The sequence below is a fragment of the Afipia massiliensis genome (assembly GCF_014203115.1).
In the GTDB taxonomy this organism is placed as follows: Bacteria; Pseudomonadota; Alphaproteobacteria; order Rhizobiales; family Xanthobacteraceae; genus Afipia; species Afipia massiliensis.
The window spans coordinates 127,033-143,403 of the sequence record NZ_JACHIJ010000007.1; the positions used below are offsets into that span (position 1 = coordinate 127,033).

Annotated in this window: 17 protein-coding genes; 11 read left to right on the plus strand and 6 right to left on the minus strand. The window is 63.0% G+C overall.

Annotated features, from left to right (window positions below; all coding sequences use genetic code 11):
- Positions 1 to 13: 13 nt before the first annotated feature.
- The 3 genes from HNQ36_RS21725 to aptA all read right to left on the minus strand — a co-directional run bounded on the left by HNQ36_RS21725 (position 14) and on the right by aptA (position 4,063).
- Positions 14 to 889, minus strand: coding sequence for a TIGR01459 family HAD-type hydrolase (locus HNQ36_RS21725; RefSeq protein WP_184088711.1), 876 nt, complete (start codon positions 887 to 889; stop codon positions 14 to 16).
- A 126-nt stretch (positions 890 to 1,015) separates the two neighbouring features.
- Entirely contained in the window at positions 1,016 to 2,521 is a 1,506-nt protein-coding gene (locus tag HNQ36_RS21730) for an EAL domain-containing protein (protein WP_184088714.1), read from the minus strand.
- Between the two features lie 198 nt (positions 2,522 to 2,719).
- Positions 2,720 to 4,063: an omega-aminotransferase AptA gene (aptA, locus tag HNQ36_RS21735; protein ID WP_184088717.1), complete on the minus strand. Its 1,344-nt coding sequence runs from the start codon at positions 4,061 to 4,063 to the stop codon at positions 2,720 to 2,722.
- Positions 4,064 to 4,248: 185 nt separating this feature from the next.
- Here aptA and HNQ36_RS21740 point away from each other — a divergent pair, with 185 nt between their 5' ends.
- The 6 genes from HNQ36_RS21740 (at position 4,249) to HNQ36_RS21765 (ending at position 9,286) form a co-directional block, all read left to right on the plus strand.
- Entirely contained in the window at positions 4,249 to 4,698 is a 450-nt protein-coding gene (locus HNQ36_RS21740; protein WP_430641394.1) for a TadE/TadG family type IV pilus assembly protein, read from the plus strand.
- A gap of 2 nt (positions 4,699 to 4,700) precedes the next feature.
- Positions 4,701 to 6,386, plus strand: coding sequence for a TadG family pilus assembly protein (locus HNQ36_RS21745; protein WP_246395486.1), 1,686 nt, complete (start codon positions 4,701 to 4,703; stop codon positions 6,384 to 6,386).
- Positions 6,387 to 6,638: 252 nt separating this feature from the next.
- Complete coding sequence (gene hisS / locus HNQ36_RS21750; protein WP_184088720.1) at positions 6,639 to 8,213, plus strand: histidine--tRNA ligase; 1,575 nt, start codon at positions 6,639 to 6,641, stop codon at positions 8,211 to 8,213.
- A 160-nt stretch (positions 8,214 to 8,373) separates the two neighbouring features.
- Positions 8,374 to 8,574: a tautomerase family protein gene (locus HNQ36_RS21755; RefSeq protein WP_184088722.1), complete on the plus strand. Its 201-nt coding sequence runs from the start codon at positions 8,374 to 8,376 to the stop codon at positions 8,572 to 8,574.
- A 7-nt stretch (positions 8,575 to 8,581) separates the two neighbouring features.
- Positions 8,582 to 8,977: a thioesterase family protein gene (locus HNQ36_RS21760; protein ID WP_184088725.1), complete on the plus strand. Its 396-nt coding sequence runs from the start codon at positions 8,582 to 8,584 to the stop codon at positions 8,975 to 8,977.
- A 93-nt stretch (positions 8,978 to 9,070) separates the two neighbouring features.
- Positions 9,071 to 9,286: a hypothetical protein gene (locus tag HNQ36_RS21765; protein WP_184088728.1), complete on the plus strand. Its 216-nt coding sequence runs from the start codon at positions 9,071 to 9,073 to the stop codon at positions 9,284 to 9,286.
- 20 nt (positions 9,287 to 9,306) lie between these two features.
- On the opposite strand, the gene HNQ36_RS21770 is transcribed toward HNQ36_RS21765, so the two are convergent.
- Both HNQ36_RS21770 and HNQ36_RS21775 read right to left on the minus strand, forming a co-directional pair.
- Positions 9,307 to 9,834, minus strand: coding sequence for a DUF3617 domain-containing protein (locus HNQ36_RS21770; protein ID WP_184088731.1), 528 nt, complete (start codon positions 9,832 to 9,834; stop codon positions 9,307 to 9,309).
- A gap of 22 nt (positions 9,835 to 9,856) precedes the next feature.
- Positions 9,857 to 10,156: a hypothetical protein gene (locus tag HNQ36_RS21775; RefSeq protein WP_184088734.1), complete on the minus strand. Its 300-nt coding sequence runs from the start codon at positions 10,154 to 10,156 to the stop codon at positions 9,857 to 9,859.
- Positions 10,157 to 10,325: 169 nt separating this feature from the next.
- Between HNQ36_RS21775 and HNQ36_RS21780 the strand changes: the two genes are divergently transcribed.
- The 4 genes from HNQ36_RS21780 (at position 10,326) to HNQ36_RS21795 (ending at position 13,236) form a co-directional block, all read left to right on the plus strand.
- Complete coding sequence (locus tag HNQ36_RS21780) at positions 10,326 to 10,796, plus strand: hypothetical protein (RefSeq protein ID WP_184088737.1); 471 nt, start codon at positions 10,326 to 10,328, stop codon at positions 10,794 to 10,796.
- Positions 10,797 to 10,963: 167 nt separating this feature from the next.
- Complete coding sequence (locus tag HNQ36_RS21785) at positions 10,964 to 11,707, plus strand: ribonuclease T2 family protein (protein WP_184088740.1); 744 nt, start codon at positions 10,964 to 10,966, stop codon at positions 11,705 to 11,707.
- A gap of 177 nt (positions 11,708 to 11,884) precedes the next feature.
- A complete protein-coding gene (locus HNQ36_RS21790; protein WP_184088743.1) occupies positions 11,885 to 12,742 on the plus strand; it encodes a 23S rRNA (adenine(2030)-N(6))-methyltransferase RlmJ in 858 nt (285 codons plus the stop codon).
- A 278-nt stretch (positions 12,743 to 13,020) separates the two neighbouring features.
- Positions 13,021 to 13,236, plus strand: coding sequence for a cold-shock protein (locus HNQ36_RS21795; RefSeq protein ID WP_046829586.1), 216 nt, complete (start codon positions 13,021 to 13,023; stop codon positions 13,234 to 13,236).
- 82 nt (positions 13,237 to 13,318) lie between these two features.
- Here HNQ36_RS21795 and HNQ36_RS21800 read toward each other — a convergent pair whose 3' ends face one another.
- A complete protein-coding gene (locus HNQ36_RS21800) occupies positions 13,319 to 13,945 on the minus strand; it encodes an outer membrane protein (protein WP_184088746.1) in 627 nt (208 codons plus the stop codon).
- A gap of 270 nt (positions 13,946 to 14,215) precedes the next feature.
- Between HNQ36_RS21800 and uvrC the strand changes: the two genes are divergently transcribed.
- Positions 14,216 to 16,285, plus strand: a complete 2,070-nt coding sequence (uvrC, locus tag HNQ36_RS21805; protein WP_184088750.1) for an excinuclease ABC subunit UvrC — start codon at positions 14,216 to 14,218, stop codon at positions 16,283 to 16,285.
- The last annotated feature ends 86 nt before the right edge of the window (positions 16,286 to 16,371 follow it).

A 16,371-nucleotide genomic window follows, 5' to 3' on the forward strand; every position in this document is an offset into this window, starting at 1 on the left:
GGGAGGCTTTCGCCTACCACTTCAAATCCCGCATCAGTGCGAGCGGTGGCTTTGCATCACCGAACAGCCGGCGCACCGAGAATTCGTCGGCGACATCGAGGCCTTCGAAGTCCACCGCATGGATGCCGCGGGTCAGAAACAGGCAATCCAGCCCCATCAGGTTCGCGCCGGTAAGATCGGTGCGCACGGAATCCCCGATCGCAAGGATGCGATTGGCCGGCGTCGTGCCGCCGCGCTTTTCCGCCGCGAGCTCAAGCGCACGGTCGTAGATCGGCCGGTGCGGCTTGCCGTAGAAGATCACCTCGCCGCCGAGGCTGCGATAGAGTTCGGCGATGGCGCCCGCGCAGGTGATCAGGCGATGACCGCGCTCGACCACCATGTCCGGGTTGGCGCAGACGAAGGTGAGATTGCGCTTGAGCGCCTCTTCCATCATGCCGCGATAATTTTCCTCGGTCTCGACCTCGTCGTCGTAAGGACCGGTGCAGACGATGTACTCGGCGTTTTCGAGCGTCGTGAACTTGACGTCGAGACCGCGGAACATCGGGTTGTCGCGCTCCGGTCCGATCTGCAGCAGCGGCTGTTCAAGTCGCGACGCCACGAAGCTGCGCGTCAGATCGCCCGACGACACGATGGCGTCGTAGGTTTCGTCTGAGATCTCCATCTTGCGCAATTGGCGCTGCACGGAGTCGGCCGGGCGCGGCGCGTTGGTGATCATGATCACCGTACCGCCTTGTGCGCGGAATGTTTGCAGCGCCTTGCACGCATCGGGAAATCCATGAACGCCGTCGTGGATCACGCCCCAGACGTCGCTGAGAATGACGTCGACGCCGCTCGTGAGGTCGCGCAAACGGTCGGCGAAACGCAAGGCTGTGACGTCAGGTAGCTTCATGGAATTGGATCACTTCTGTGCGGATGCGCGGCGAGGCCGTGATCCGGTTCTGACATTCGTACTGCGTCTTTCGCAGGCACTTTTTTACGAATGTCAGAACCAAAGGATCACGGCAATTATAATTTGCTAGTGTCCCTTCGTATCCGCCCTTCGCTCGAGAGGCGCTGCGGCGTGAGGCGAAGGGCGGATACGGGACACTAGCGCGGCATTGCCGGTGACGCGGGGAGCCTCGGCTCTCGCGTCGAATTTGGCGTCGGCTTTTTCTTCTTTCCGGGCCGGGGCGTCAACCGTTGAAGCCGCCGAAGTGGCGGGTTCCGTGGGGGTGGTTGCGCCCTCCGGCCGCAGCGGGCGTGGCGGCGCGAACAGGAAGCCCTGGCCGAAGCGGACGTCGTAATCCAGCAGATCGACCACGGCGCGCTCGCCCTCGATCCGCTCGGCGACCAGATCGATGCCGAAGCGCCCGAGCAGGTCGGACAGGTCGGCGGCGTGAATGTCGGCGGTCGAGAGTTGCTTCTGGTCGAGCAGCATCGCCGCCGGAACCTTGATGAACTTCACGCCGCGATCGGCGAGTTCGCGCGGATCGAGCCGCAGGTCGGTGACGTTGTCGATCGAGAAGCCGTAGCCGAGCCGTTGCAACGCCGCGAGATGTTCGCTCTCGACGGGGCCGAGATGGCGGAACGTGCTCTGCTTGAATTCGAGAACCAGCGACGGCGCCAGGATGCGGTTGGCTTCGAGAAAATCGAGGCACTGGCCGAACACCGACGGATTGCTCAGCGTCGCACCCGAGACGTTGCAGAACACGCCGACATCCTTCGAGCGCACCATCAGCCGCCGCAGCACCTGCACGCAGCGGAGCATTACGGTGTGATCGATCTGGCCCATCAAGCCGGCGGCTTCCGCAGTGCCGACGAAATCATTCGCGGTCAGCAACTGCTCCTTGTCGTCGCGCAGCCGCGCCACGGCCTCGTAGAACCGCACCTTGCGCTGGGGCAGCGTCACCATCGGTTGCAGGAACAGGTCGATGCGATTGGCCTCGATGGCGTTTCTCACCGCGACGAGAAGCTGGGCATTGGTGTGATGCGCAGGCGGCAGCGGTGCTTCGGCCGCAGATGTGCTGGCGATTGCCGCGGGGGCATCCATCGGGGCGTTGTCAGCAGGGGCGGACACCGGCGGTGTTTCGTTTGCCACGGCGGCCGGTTCGGCAACCTGCCGGACGATGGTCGCAGCGTTGGCGAGAACCTCGTCATGGGCCGCGACGGAGGAGGCGAGCTGCTTGACCAGCGATCCGAGTTCGCTGATTTCGCCGGCCACTGTCTGGATGCGTTCCTGTCCGTTGGCGTCGGTCGCCGAGAGGCGCGTCTCGATGGCGCTCATGCGGCGTCCGAACTCGGCGACTTGCCGCGCGAGGTCCGCGGTGCCGCGCGACAGGTCGGCGATCTGGCTGCCGACATCGGTGCGGTCGCGCAGCCGCATCGAGACTGCGTTGTAGAGGATCAGGAAGGTCAGCGCCGTTAGCGCGACGATGGCGGATTCGGAGACGCTGAGTCCCGCCAGCGAATAGAGCATCAGGCCGAGCGACGCTGCGATCAGCACCATGCAGATGGCGATGAAAATCGTCGATATGCGGATCATGAAGCCTGCCCAACCCCGAACGGAACTGAGCTTAGCATCAAGTTTGATTCGGCGCGAAGTTGTTGCTGCGCCAAATTGTAAGTCGTCATGGCCGGGCTTGTCCCGGCCATCCACGCCTTCCTTGTCGCGAGCTTTTCAAGACGTGGATGCCCGGCACAAGGCCGGGCATGACGCGGAGAGATTCTGCGCCTTACGGCATTAAGCCACCGCGCGGATCACCTTGGCGATCTTGTCCATGATCTCGCCGACCTGACTTTCCGAGATGATCAGGGGCGGGGTCAGGCAGAGGGTGTCTCCCGCCACGCGCATCATCAGTTCGTGGTCGTGGAACGCCGAGTCGAGCGCCTCGAAGCCGCGCTTACCGGGGCCGTCCTTGTGGGGCGCCAGATCGATGCCGGCGGTGATACCGACGGTGCGGATGTCCACCACGTTCGGCTCCTTGCGCAGGTCCATCACGGCATCGGCCCATTTCGGTTCCAGCGCCTTGGCCCGTTCGAACAGGCCTTCGTCGCGATAGACGTCGAGGGTGGCGAGACCGGCGGCGCAGGCCAGCGGATGCGCCGAGTAGGTGTAGCCGTGGAACAGCTCGATGACGTGGTCCGGGCCCTTCATGAAGGAATCGTAGATCGCGTCGCGGATCAGCACACCGCCCATCGGCACTGCGCCGTTGGTGACGCCCTTGGCGAAGGTGATCATGTCGGGCAGCACGCCGTAGCGCTCCGCCGCGAAGGCATAGCCGAGGCGGCCATAGCCGGTGATGACCTCATCGAAGATCAGCAGGATGCCGTGCTTGTCGCAGATCTCGCGCAGCCGCTTGAGATAGCCCTTCGGCGAGGCCAGCACGCCGGTTGATCCGGCCATCGGCTCGACGATAACGGCGGCGATGGTGCCGGGGCCGTGGATGCCGGCGATGCGCTCAAGCTCGTCGGCGAAATGCGCACCATACTCCGGCTCGCCCTTGGTGAAGGCCTGCTTCTCGCGGTCATAAGTGCTCGGCAGATGATCGACGCCGGTCAGCAGCGTGCCGAACATCTTGCGGTTGTTGACCATGCCGCCGACCGAAATGCCGCCGAAGCCGACGCCGTGATAGCCGCGCTCGCGGCCGATCAGCCGGGTGCGGCCGGCTTCACCGCGGCCGTTGTGATAGGCGAGCGCCACCTTCAGCGCGGTATCGACCGCTTCCGAACCGGAGTTGCAGAAGAACACATGCTCCAGCCCCTTCGGCGCCAGCGCGGCGATGCGGCTGGCAAGCTCGAAGGCCTGCGGATGGCCGAACTGGAACGGCGGCGCATAGTCGAGGGTCGCGGCCTGCTTCTGGATTGCACTCACGATCGGATCGCGGCTGTGGCCCGCGTTGCTGCACCACATGCCGGCGGCGCCGTCGAGAATGTTGCGGCCGTCGGTGGTGAAGTAATGCATGTCCTTGGCGCCGGCGAGCATGCGCGGGCGGGCCTTGAACGCCCGGTTGGCCGTAAACGGCATCCAGAAAGCATCGAGATCGTTCGGTGTCGCGACATTCGGGCGAGGGCGTTGAATATTCAAGGGACGTTCCTTCCGGCAAGGAGCAAGTTTCTTTGTTAGGAGCAGAGCCTATCAGCTTCCGGCCTCGTTCGGAACGCATCGCGACGCATGGTCGCCGGTACGTGAATTCACATGGCGCGGCCGGAACATAATACACCTGATAGTTGTTTTGTGAATTAGTATGCTCTTAAAAGTTGTGTGCGCAAATGCCCGTCATGAAACGGGTCTGCAAAACCACTGCCCGAAAATTTCTCGCGGCGCGCGACGGAGCCATCGCGGTCGAATTCGCGATGATCGCGCCGGTGTTCCTGATGATCGTGTTCGGGATCATCATGTACGGCTCGTATCTCGCGGTGATTCACGGCGTGCAGCAACTGGCCGCCGAAGCCGCGCGGTCGTCCGTCGCCGGACTGAGTGAAAGCGAGCGCAGCGCGCTCGCCAATAGCTACATCACCGGCAACGTCAATTCATATCCGCTGATCAATCCGGCGCATCTGACCGTCAACGCGGCGACGTCCGGTTCCGATGCCAACGTGTTCGTCGTCACGGTCAACTACGACGCCTCCGGCATGTTCATCTATTCGCTGCCGACATTCGTGCCGGCGCCGTCCCCGACCATCGTGCGCTCGGCCGCGATCCCGCGCGGGGGATATTGAGCATGACCCCGGACAAGTCGGCGTCTTCAACAAGCGTCACGCGAAGTTTGCTCCGCCGCTTCGCCGCCGACGAGCGCGGCAACATCGCGATCATGGGCGCGGCAAGTCTTCTGATGATCATCGCCTGCACGGCGCTGGGCGTCGACGTCGGCACCATCTTCGCCGACAAGCGCCGCACCCAGAGCGCCGCCGATCTTGCGGCCATCGTCGCCGCAAGCGACCTCACCAATGCGTCCCGCGCTGCTGCGGCGACCGTCGCCAAGAACAAATATCCCCCGGAGTCGCTCGTGGCTGTCGAACCCGGTGTTTACACGGCGAAGGCGTCTCTCTCGCCGCAGCAGCGCTTCGTCGCGGGTGCGACACCCGCCAATGCGGTGCGTGTGTCCCTGAAAACCAAAACGCCGCTGTATTTCGGCAAGGTGCTGACTGGCGACAGCCAGTGGGACCTGAAGGCCACCGCCATCGCCAGCACCACGCAGCTTGCGACCTTCGCCATCGGCTCGCGGCTGGTCTCGCTCAATGGCGGGCTGTTGAATGCGCTGCTCGGCGGCATGCTCGGCACCACACTCTCGCTCTCGGCGATGGACTACAATGCGTTGCTCGGTGCGAACATCGATGCGTTCGATTTCCTCCCCGCGCTGGCGACGCGCGTCAACCTGACCGGCGTGACCTACGAGGCGCTGCTGAGCAGCAACCTGAAGGTGACCGACATTGTTGCTGCGTTGCAGACTGCAGCCGCCGGCAACAGCGGCGCGATCACGGCGCTCTCCGGCATCTCATCGTCGTTATCGGGGCTGACCACGCGGATTACGCCTGCCTCGCTGATCAACGTCGGGCCTTATTCCAGTCTCACGGTCGGCCAGAAGCCGAAGGTTGGCGCGAACGTGTCGGCGCTTGATCTGCTCTCGGCCGCGGCGGCGCTGGCCAACGGCACCAACCAGATCGCGGCGAATGTGAACCTGTCGCTGCCCGGCATCGCGGGCGTGACCTTGCTGGCGACGGTGGGCGAGCGCCCGGTGGGCACGAGCTGGATCACTGTCGGCCAGGTGGGCGCCAGCGTTCACACCGCGCAGACGCGCATCCTGCTCAAGATTCAGCTGGTCGGCTCGGGCGCGGTGTCGGTGGTCAATCTTCCGGTCTATGTCGAGATCGCCGCGGGCACCGCGACGCTCAACGCGGTGTCGTGCGGCTATCCCAACGTCAACACGTCAACGGTGACGCTCGGCGTTTCGCCCGGCATCGTGGACGCGTGGATCGGCGACGTGACGCCCGCCATGATGACGAATTTCTCCACCAAGCCGAATCCGCCGGCGGCCAATATCGTCAACCTCGGGATCATCCAGGTGTCAGGCCGGGCGCATGCCACCATGGCCAACACATCGCCGACCAGCGTGAGTTTCAGCTACGCAGACATTCAGGCGCGGACCAAGAAAACGGTGAACACCACGTCGTTCACATCGTCGCTGACGGCGAGCCTGCTGGGCGATCTGCAACTCGGCGTGCAGCTTGGGCCGCTCGGGCTGCCGATCCCCGGCATCGGCGCGCTGGTGGCCAGCATCATCGGCGGCGCGACCGGCTCGATCGACACGCTGCTCAACTCGGTGTTGCAGACCCTCGGCGTCGGCCTCGGCCAGGCGGATGTCTGGGTCAACGGCGTGCGATGTGATGGCGCCGTGCTGGTGAATTAGTTCCGTCTTTGATGCACGATGGTTGAATAATCCCTCCCCCTTGTGGGGAGGGTCGGCCGAGCGAAGCGGAGGCCGGGGTGGGGCTTTCCGTCAGGCGCGTTACCCCCACCCGACGCATTGTTCGCTTCGCTCACAACGCGCCACCCTCCCCACAAGGGGGAGGGACAAGAGAGCACGGTTGCTCGCTTCCGCGTCGGCTGATAACCCGTGACCTGATATGTTGACAGTCTGCATATCGGAAAACACGAACTCATGTCCGACAAGAAACCCAAAAAACCGCAGAAACTGCGCGCGCGCTTGCCGCGCGGGCTGGTGGATCGCACGCCCGCCGAGATCGCCGCCACGCGTCAGATGGTCGAGACCATCCGCGAGGTCTATGAGCGCTACGGGTTCGAGCCGGTGGAAACCCCGGCCATGGAATACACCGATGCGCTCGGAAAATTCCTGCCCGATCAGGACCGGCCCAATGAGGGCGTGTTCTCGTTTCAGGACGATGACGAGCAGTGGATTTCGCTGCGCTACGACCTGACCGCGCCGCTGGCACGTTACGTCGCGGAGAATTTCGACACGCTGCCGAAGCCGTATCGCTCCTATCGCAACGGCTACGTATATCGCAACGAGAAGCCGGGTCCGGGCCGCTTCCGCCAGTTCATGCAGTTCGATGCCGATACGGTGGGCTCCGCTTCGCCCGCCGCCGACGCCGAGATGTGCATGATGGCGGCGGACACCATGGAAGCGCTCGGCATTCCGCGCGGCAGCTACGTGGTGAAAGTCAACAACCGCAAGGTGCTCGATGGTGTGATGGAAAGCATCGGCCTTGGCGGCGACGAGAACGCCGGTAAGCGCCTCACGGTGCTGCGCGCGATCGACAAGCTGGATCGGTTGGGCGTTGAAGGCGTGAAGCAGTTGCTCGGTGAAGGCCGCAAGGATGAAAGCGGCGACTTTACAAAGGGTGCAGGACTCAACGATTCACAATCGAATTCGATAGTTCATTTTATGAATCTAACGAACCAGGTTGCCGTGGAAATAGCTGAAGGGAAGTCTCTTCCGTCAAACGTTACCAAGAAGGATTTGGCTGACTGGTACATCATTGATGAGATGCAATCGTCATTTCATGGGAATGCGACTGTAAAGGCCGGTCTTGATGAATTGATGTCTATTTGGGAGCTCGTTCGCTTTAGCGGTTATGGAATTGATCGGATCAAGATCGATCCCTCCGTCGTGCGCGGGCTCGAATACTACACCGGACCTGTCTACGAAGTTGAACTGCTGCTCGACACCAAGGACGAGAAGGGCCGTCCCGTTCGCTTCGGTTCGGTCGGCGGCGGCGGACGTTATGATGGACTCGTGTCGCGCTTTCGCGGCGAGCCGGTCCCTGCGACCGGCTTCTCCATCGGCGTGTCGCGCCTGCAGGCGGCGCTGACGTTGCTCGGCAAGATCGACACCACGCCGGAATTCGGTCCTGTCGTGGTCGTGGTGATGGATCGCAACGAGATTGCGCAATATCAAAAATTCGTCGCGACGCTGCGCAACGCGGGCATCCGCGCCGAACTCTATCTCGGCAATCCGAAGAACAATCTCGGCGTGCAGTTCAAGTATGCCGACCGGCGCAACTCGCCGTGCGTCGTCATTCAAGGCGGCGACGAGAAGGTGAAGGGTGAGGTTCAGATCAAGGACCTGATCATCGGTGCGGAAATTGCCGGAGACACCGGTAATCGCGACGACTATCTGCAGAAGCAGGCCGAGGCGCAGTTCGCCGCGAAGGAAAGCGATCTGGTCGAAGCCGTGCGCAAGGTGCTCGCGCGTCACAACGTGAATTGGAAGTAACTAGGATTGTCATGGCCGGGCTTGTCCCGGCCATCTACGTCTTGTCTGATGGTCGAAGAAAGTCGTGGATGGCCGGATCAAGTCCGGCCATGACGAAGAACGCAGAAACACGTTGGAAGCAAACGAACGCGACGTCGTCGCAAAGAAAAAGGAAGCAACAATGCCTGAAGTTATCGTGAACATGGTCGCCGGACGCACCGACGATCAGAAGAAGGGCATGATGTTCGACATCACCCAGGCGCTGGTGAAAAACCTCGGGGTCGATGCGGAAGTCGTGACGGTGCAGATCAATGAAGCACCGCTGACCCACAAGATGAAGGGCGGCAAGACCTTCCTCGAGCGCAAGGCCGCAGCGAAATAACCCGCGCATGAACGTGCTTGAGAAAGTCACCGTCGGCATTCCCGGCGAAACGGTCGTCACTGTTGCGCATGAGATGACGGTGCAGCATTTTCTCGCGACCATGCCGGCGGTCTATGCGACCCCGGTCATGATCCTGCACATGGAAAAGGCCAGCACCGCCTCCATCGCCGACCTGTTGCCGGACGGCTATGTCAGCGTCGGCATGGAGGTGAACGTCCGGCATCTGGCGGCGACGCCGGTCGGGCGCACGGTGCGCGTGACGTCACGCGTGCGCCAGATCGATGCCAAGAGCGTGCTGTTCGATGTCGAGGCCTGGGACGGGTCCCGCAAGATCGGCGACGGCACCCATCGGCGCGGCGTGATCAATGTCGCGGCGTTCGAAAAGCGGTTCGGCGTCAGTTGATGCGGCTCGCGCCGGTCCCTTTTGAGCATTTCTGATTGTTCTGGGGCCTTGAACGGGGCTAGGTTTCCGGCCGTTCGCCAACGGAGACGTCCGATGAGACTCGTGCTGATTGCCGCCGCGGCCGTGATGCTGTCCGGACAGGTTCATGCGCAGGGCAGGGGGCGTCCCAGCGGCGATACGGGCGCTTCGCAGCCCCAGGGCGAGGACCGGCAGAAGCGCATGGCCCGGGAAGAGGCCGCCGCCAGGGCCGCCATGAAGAATGTCCCGGATTCGAAAGAGAAGTACGATCCCTGGAAGATCGGAAAGTAGATCGGGAAGTAGAGCTGCGCCTACTTCTTCGGCGCCATTCCCTGCATGGCCTGCATATCCTTGATGTTCATCTTCATGCCGCCGGGCATCACGATGTCGCCGGCCTTCTGGTCCGCCTTGCAGGCGCCAAGCCACTTCGCATCCATCATCGTAACCGACTCCGGAAGCTTGCCGTCGCCCTTGGTGGACACCTTCACCGTATAGGCTGAATTGAAGTCGCCGTTGATCTCGGTGCGTGAGACCGAGGTTGTGCCGCCGACCGTGCAGGTCGCATCGATCACGAAACCGGTCGCGGTCTTCTGCATGTCCTGTTTGGAGCACATGTCCTTCGCCATCGGGCTGAAGGAGGCGGCCATGTCCTTGTCGGTGGTGGCGTCGGTGCATTGCTGCATGGTCATCGCGGGCATCTGGGCTCCGGCGTTGACCTTGATTTCCCAAAGGCCCGGCTTGCGGTTCGGCATTTCGACCGGACCGGCCAGCGCGGGAAGGGCGAACATGCCGACACAGATCGTCAGCGCCATCACACGAGATGAAGGCGTTCGCGTCATGGGCTGCCCCTTTGATGTGGTGTCAGTAGCCGACGCGCAGCGGCCGATCGAGGTGACCCGGATGGACCCAGACGCAGGCGAAGGAAATATAGCCGCCGTACTGGGCATCGGTGCCGGTCAGTTTCACGGCCTTGCCGTAGCGGGCGCAATGATCGACCGCCATCGCCTTGATGTCCGCGCCTTCCTTGTAGAGCGAATAGGCGATGATGCCGCCGGTGTCGTTGCCCTTGAAGGGCGGCACCGTGTCGACAAACGCGTTTGCTGGCGTCAGCGCAAGGGTCCCCAAAACTGCTGTCAGGATCGCCGTTCCAGTCGCTCGCATCATGCTCTCCGTTCGATTCCACCCTCACCATAAGGCGGTCGGGCTGCCATGGAAAGAACGCCAGCGCGATTCGATGGGGGTTGGTGGCCGAGTGTTGCCGCGCTGCACTTGACCGGCTGACGGCTTCGCGGCACCTTCCGACGCAACGATCATTCGGTGGACCGCCTTCATGCGCGACCTTTTCTCGACAATCCGGAAACTGACTCTTGCCCTGGCGCTTGGCGCCATGGCCGGCCTGACGGCATTCAGCCCTGCGGTCGAAGCCGCCGGTGTTCTGGAGCGCGGCATCTGGCTGTCCGGCCCGCGTTACGACGGCGCTATACGCCCCTGCAGCGAAGCGCTCGGGACCATTTCCCAGCAGTTCGCGGAAAAAGAGAGCAAGTTCTGGAATTCGGCGCTTGTGATTACAGGCTACGCCAATGTCCACGAGGTTGCGTTCCGCGCCTGGGCCAATGACAGCATTCCACGCCGCTTCTGCACCGCCAGCGCCATGCTGAACGATGGCCGCGCACGTCAGGTGCATTTTTCGGTCATCGAGGACGGCGGCTTCGCCGGATTCGATTCGGGTGTCGAATGGTGCGTGGTCGGCCTCGACCGCAATTGGGCCTACAACCCATCCTGCAAGGCCGCACGGCCCTAAACTTCGCAAAATCGATTCGTGATTCGGGTCGCCCCGTCCGCTTCGCGGTGGACGAGGCGATTTTGTTCTTGAAATGTTCTTTTGGCCTGACTAGGCTTTGAGCATTGCGTAGTCCGCACGAGCTCCGGCGCTGGCCGGAGGATGCGGAGAGGGGTGGGGGCGTCGCCATGTTCGGTTTCAGGTCTGGTTCGTCGGCCGCTGTTTTTTCATTTGGGTTTTTCACCGACTCGTTGTTCCGCCGGTTTACCGCCCCGCTGCTCGGCCTTGTGATGGCCGGCGTCGTTGCGGGCTCCGCATCGGCGCAGGATCATCGCCAGAATGCGCCCGGCGAGTTCGACTTCTACGTGCTCGCGCTGTCGTGGTCGCCGTCGTTCTGTCAGGCCGCGAGTGAGCGCGGCAATTCCGGCCGCGGCATCCAGACCCAATGCGCTGGCCGGCCGTTTTCTTTCGTCGTGCACGGGCTGTGGCCGCAATACGATCGCGGCTTTCCGAACTATTGCCAGCGGCCGTCGCCGCGACTCGACCGCAAGGTCATGACCTCGATGCTCGATCTGATGCCGGCGCCGGGCCTGATCTACAACGAATGGGACAAGCACGGCACCTGCTCGGGACTGGGCGCCCGCGCCTATTTCGAAACCACCCGCAAGGCCCGCGCGGCGGTGAAGATTCCGGCCGAATATCTCGAACTGGCCGACACCAGATTAGTTGCGCCAGCCGACATCGAGGACGCCTTCATCAAGGTCAATCCCGGCCTCTCCAGTTCGGCCATTGCGGTGACCTGCGACAGCAAGCGTCTCAGCGAGGTGCGCATCTGCATGAGCAAGGATCTGCAGTTCCGCGCCTGCGAGGAGATCGACCGCCGCGCCTGCCGTCGCGACAAGGTGGTGATGCCGCCGGTGCGCGGGGGATAAGCTGTGCCGTCACCCTGAGGTGCCGTAGCGCAGCGGAGGCCTCGAAGGGCGACGGCACCCATCGTCCTAAGTGCATCGTCATCCTTCGAGGCTCGCAAAAGCTCGCACCTCAGGATGACGGATCTCACCCTCGTTCCGGACGTTACTTTCGTCGCGCGATGTCGTAACTGTCGCGCCATGAACTACCGTCACGCATTCCACGCTGGAAACTTCGCCGATGTCATCAAGCACATCGTGCTGGCGCGCATCCTGACCTACCTGCACGAGAAGCCGGCCGCGTTCCGCGTGATCGACACCCATGCCGGCGCCGGGCTGTACGATCTGACCGGCAGCGAAGCCGAGCGCGGCGGCGAATGGCGCACCGGCATCGCGCGGCTGATGCAGGCGCGATTGTCCGAGCCGGTCATGGCGCTGGTCGCGCCCTATCTCGACATCGTGCGCGCGTTCAATCCTCAGCGCGATCTCACCGCCTATCCGGGCTCGCCGCTGATCGCTCGCGCGCTGTTGCGGCCGCAGGACAGTCTGGTCGCCTGCGAGCTGGAGCCGGACGCACGCAAGCAACTGATTTCCGCATTGCGTCGCGACACGCAGGCGCGCGTGGTCGATCTCGACGGCTGGACCGGGCTGCCGGCATTCGTGCCGCCGAACGAGCGGCGCGGGCTGGTGCTGATCGATCCGCCGTTCGAGAGCCGCGACGAGTTCAAGCGGCTGGCGGATGGCTTCAGCGCGGCGCACGCCAAATGGCCGACCGGCATCTACATGCTCTGGTATCCGGTGAAAGAACGCCGCGCCACCGACACCCTGGCGGATCAAGTGGCGCGCGTGGCGAACGCCGGCGGCGACGCCAAATGCCTGCGCGTCGAATTCAGCGTCGCGCCGCAGACGCAGGACTCAGGTTTGGTGTCCGCCGGTCTGTTGATCGTCAATCCGCCATGGACGTTGGCTGCGGAGTTGAAGGCGATCCTGCACGAGCTTGAGAAGCCGCTCGGTCTCGGAGGCGCCGGCCGCTTCCGGGTCGAAGCCGTCAGAGCCTGATGCACTGCACGCGCAGCGCTTGATGCGTGCCTGGAGTCCGTGCGCACGAATACCCCAAATGCGGCATGGCCAATTTGCCGGGAACCGTATTATGCTACAGCCGTGAAGGTCGGCTTTTACGTCCCGCGCCCGCGAATGGCCGCGGCGGAATGACGAGAGGCCCCGGGCGCTCCCTGTTTTTGGAGGCGTTCTCCAAGGCCGCCGCTTTCCGGCAGTGAATGCCGGGCCTGGCCGACGCGCGTTGCGCGCCGGAGGTGCAATGCGGGGAGGGGTTCCCGATGGCCATGACAGGTGTCGTCAAGTTTTTCAATGCCGAGCGCGGTTACGGATTCATCAAGCCGGACGACGGCGGACGCGATGTGTTCGTACATATCACCGCAGTCGAGCGTGCGGGATTGAAGGATTTGATCGAAGGACAGCGTATTACTTTTGAAGTCGAGCCTGACAAGAAGGGCAAGGGACCGAAGGCGGTCGATCTCGTCGTTTCGCCCTGACGCATCCTCGGGATTAAACCCCGCAAATGAAAATCCCGGGCGCGAGGCCCGGGATCGATGACATGCGAATGCGTTACGCAGATCAGAAGCGGTAGTTGACGCCGAGACGGACGGTGCTGAAACTGTAGCCGTTCGGCAGGCCGGTCATCAGGAAGTTTTTCTCGCTGAGATCGACGTAAAGATACTCGACCTTGGCCGACCAGTTCTGGTTGATAGCGAATTCCGCGCCGGCGCCGATCGTCCAGCCGGCCGAGGTGCTGCTCTCGGAGATGCCGCCGGGCCGCTCGACTTTCAGCGCGCCGAACGCGAGACCGCCGGTGCCATAAAGCAGCACGTTGTTGAAAGCGTAACCCACGCGGCCGCGCACGGTGCCGAACCAGGGGTTGGAGAATTTCCACGCCGCGAATGTATCGTCCGACGAATTGAGCTGCAGATCGCCCTCGATGCCGGCCATCCACGCGCCCGACTGCCAGTTGTAACCGACCTGAAGACCGCCGAGCACGCCCGACGGCTTCGCTCCGCTGTTGGAAACGTCGCCCCAGCCGTAGCCGAGATTGCCGCCGATATACGGCCCGATCCAGCTGTTGGCGAGCGGCTGATTGACCGTGTAGGGCTGCGCATAAGGGCGGCGGCCGTAGATGTCGGCGGCGTGCGCCGATGCGGTCATACATGTCGCGGCGACAATCGCGCCGGAAATCGTCTTCTTCATCATACTCTCCTCACGCGCGCGCCGGCGTGGCCGTTGTTTGACCAACGTGGCGCGGCGGACCCCGCGTGGTTACGAAAGCCCACCTTTTCTTCGTAAAATTTATCGATAGTTTTACGTTAAACACTCGTTAAGGCGGCCCGCGGCCCCCTTCACATCCTTAAGAAAGTGTTACAAATCGGGCTGCGGTGCTGCTGGGTTCAAATCTGTCCAGGTTCCGCCATGTCTCCGCGCCTGCTGGATGAATTCATTCGCAGCTCTTAAGTTCTGGTCATGATTCACGACACCTCCGATCCTGCACAGCCGCCCGATCAGCCGGTATCGACGCCGCTTCCGCAGGACCCGTCGCCGCGGAACCTGCGCGGACAGGATGTCGATCCGGCATCGATCGCCGTCGCCGAGGACGATGAGGAAGCCCGGCTTCCGGAACAGGACGACGAATCCGCCGAGTTCGCCGGCGAAGCCACGCTCGCCATCGGCCGCGCCGCGATCGAGCGCGCGGTGAAACTCGCCCCGACTTCGCCCGGCGTCTATCGCATGCTCAATGCGGCCAACGATGTGCTCTATGTCGGCAAGGCCAAGAGCGTAAAAAAGCGGCTCGCGTCCTATGCGCGTCCCACAGGCCAGGTGGCGCGCATCGCGCGCATGATCGCGGCGACCGTCAATGTGGAGATAGTCTCCACGGCGACCGAGACCGAAGCGCTGCTACTGGAAGCCAACCTGATCAAGCAGCTTCGTCCGCGCTTCAACGTGCAACTGCGCGACGACAAGTCGTTTCCCTACATTCTGATCACCGGCGACCACTGGGCGCCGCAGATCGTCAAGCATCGCGGTGCGCAGACCCGGCCCGGCCGTTACTTCGGGCCGTTCGCGTCGGTCGGCGCGGTCAACCGCACTATCACAGCACTTCAGCGCGCGTTTCTGGTGCGCTCCTGCACGGATTCGTTTTTCGAAAGCCGGACGCGTCCGTGTCTGCTGTATCAAATCAAGCGTTGCTCCGGTCCCTGCACCGGCGAGATCGATTTTCCCGGCTATACCGAACTGGTGCGCGAGGCGAATGAGTTTCTTTCCGGCCGCTCGCGGCTGGTGAAGCAGGAACTCGCGGGCGAGATGGAGAAGGCATCGCACGAACTCGAGTTTGAAACTGCCGCGCTCTATCGCGATCGTCTCGCTGCGCTTTCCGCGATCCAGTCGCAGCAGGGCATAAATCCGCGCACCGTCGAGGAGGCGGACGTGTTCGCGATCCATCAGGAGGGCGGCTACTCCTGCGTCGAGGTGTTCTTCTTCCGCACCGGACAGAACTGGGGCAACCGCGCCTACTTCCCGCGCGCCGACAAGGCGATGCCGCCGGAGGAAGTGCTGGGCTCGTTCCTCGCGCAGTTCTACGACGACAAGCCGCCGCCGAAACTGATCCTGCTCTCCCATCGGATCGAGGATCAGCAATTGCTCTCGGATGCGCTGTGCGTGAAGGCGGGATACAAGGTCGAGGTCTCGACGCCCCAGCGCGGCGAAAAGAAGGAGTTGGTCGCGCATGCATTGACCAATGCGCGCGAGGCGCTGGGCCGCAAGCTCGCCGACACCGCGACGCAGACCCGCTTGCTGCAGGGACTGTCGACCGCGCTCGGCCTGCCGCGCGTGCCGAAGCGCATTGAGGTCTACGACAACAGCCACATCCAGGGCACCAACGCGGTCGGCGCGATGATCGTCGCGGGACCGGAGGGCTTCCTGAAGAATCAATACCGCAAGTTCAACATCAAGTCGGAGGGACTCGCGCCGGGCGACGACTACGGCATGATGCGCGAAGTGCTGGAGCGCCGCTTCAAGCGGCTGATCAACAGTGCATCCGACGGCAAGAAGCCGGACAAGGAGAGCGACGACACGGTGCCGCAATGGCCCGATCTCGTCATCATCGACGGCGGTCAAGGCCAGCTCAACGCGGTGCGCGAAATCTTCACCGCCTTGAATCTGACGGACGTGTCGCTGATCGCAGTGGCCAAGGGGCCGGACCGCGACGCCGGACGCGAGACCCTGTTCATGCCGGACCGGCCTTCCATCAAGCTGGAGCCGCGCGATCCGGTGCTGTATTTCATCCAGCGGCTGCGCGACGAGGCGCATCGTTTCGTGATCGGGTCGCACCGCAAGCTGCGCAAGAAGGACATTCGCGAGGCGGGCCTGCAGGAAATCCCCGGTATCGGCCCTTCACGCAAGCGTGCGCTGCTCCATCATTTCGGCACCCTGAAAGAGATCGAGCGGGCTTCGGTCGCCGATCTTGGCAAGGTTCCGGGCGTCAGTGCTGAAAGTGCTCGCAAAATCTTCGATTTCTTCCATCCCGGCAGCGGGTGAACCTCTCGCCACTGCCCGCATTTAGACTTGGCCGAAATGCGTTCGCTGGGCTGTTGACGCGGGCACTTTCGCAGTATTGGTAAAGC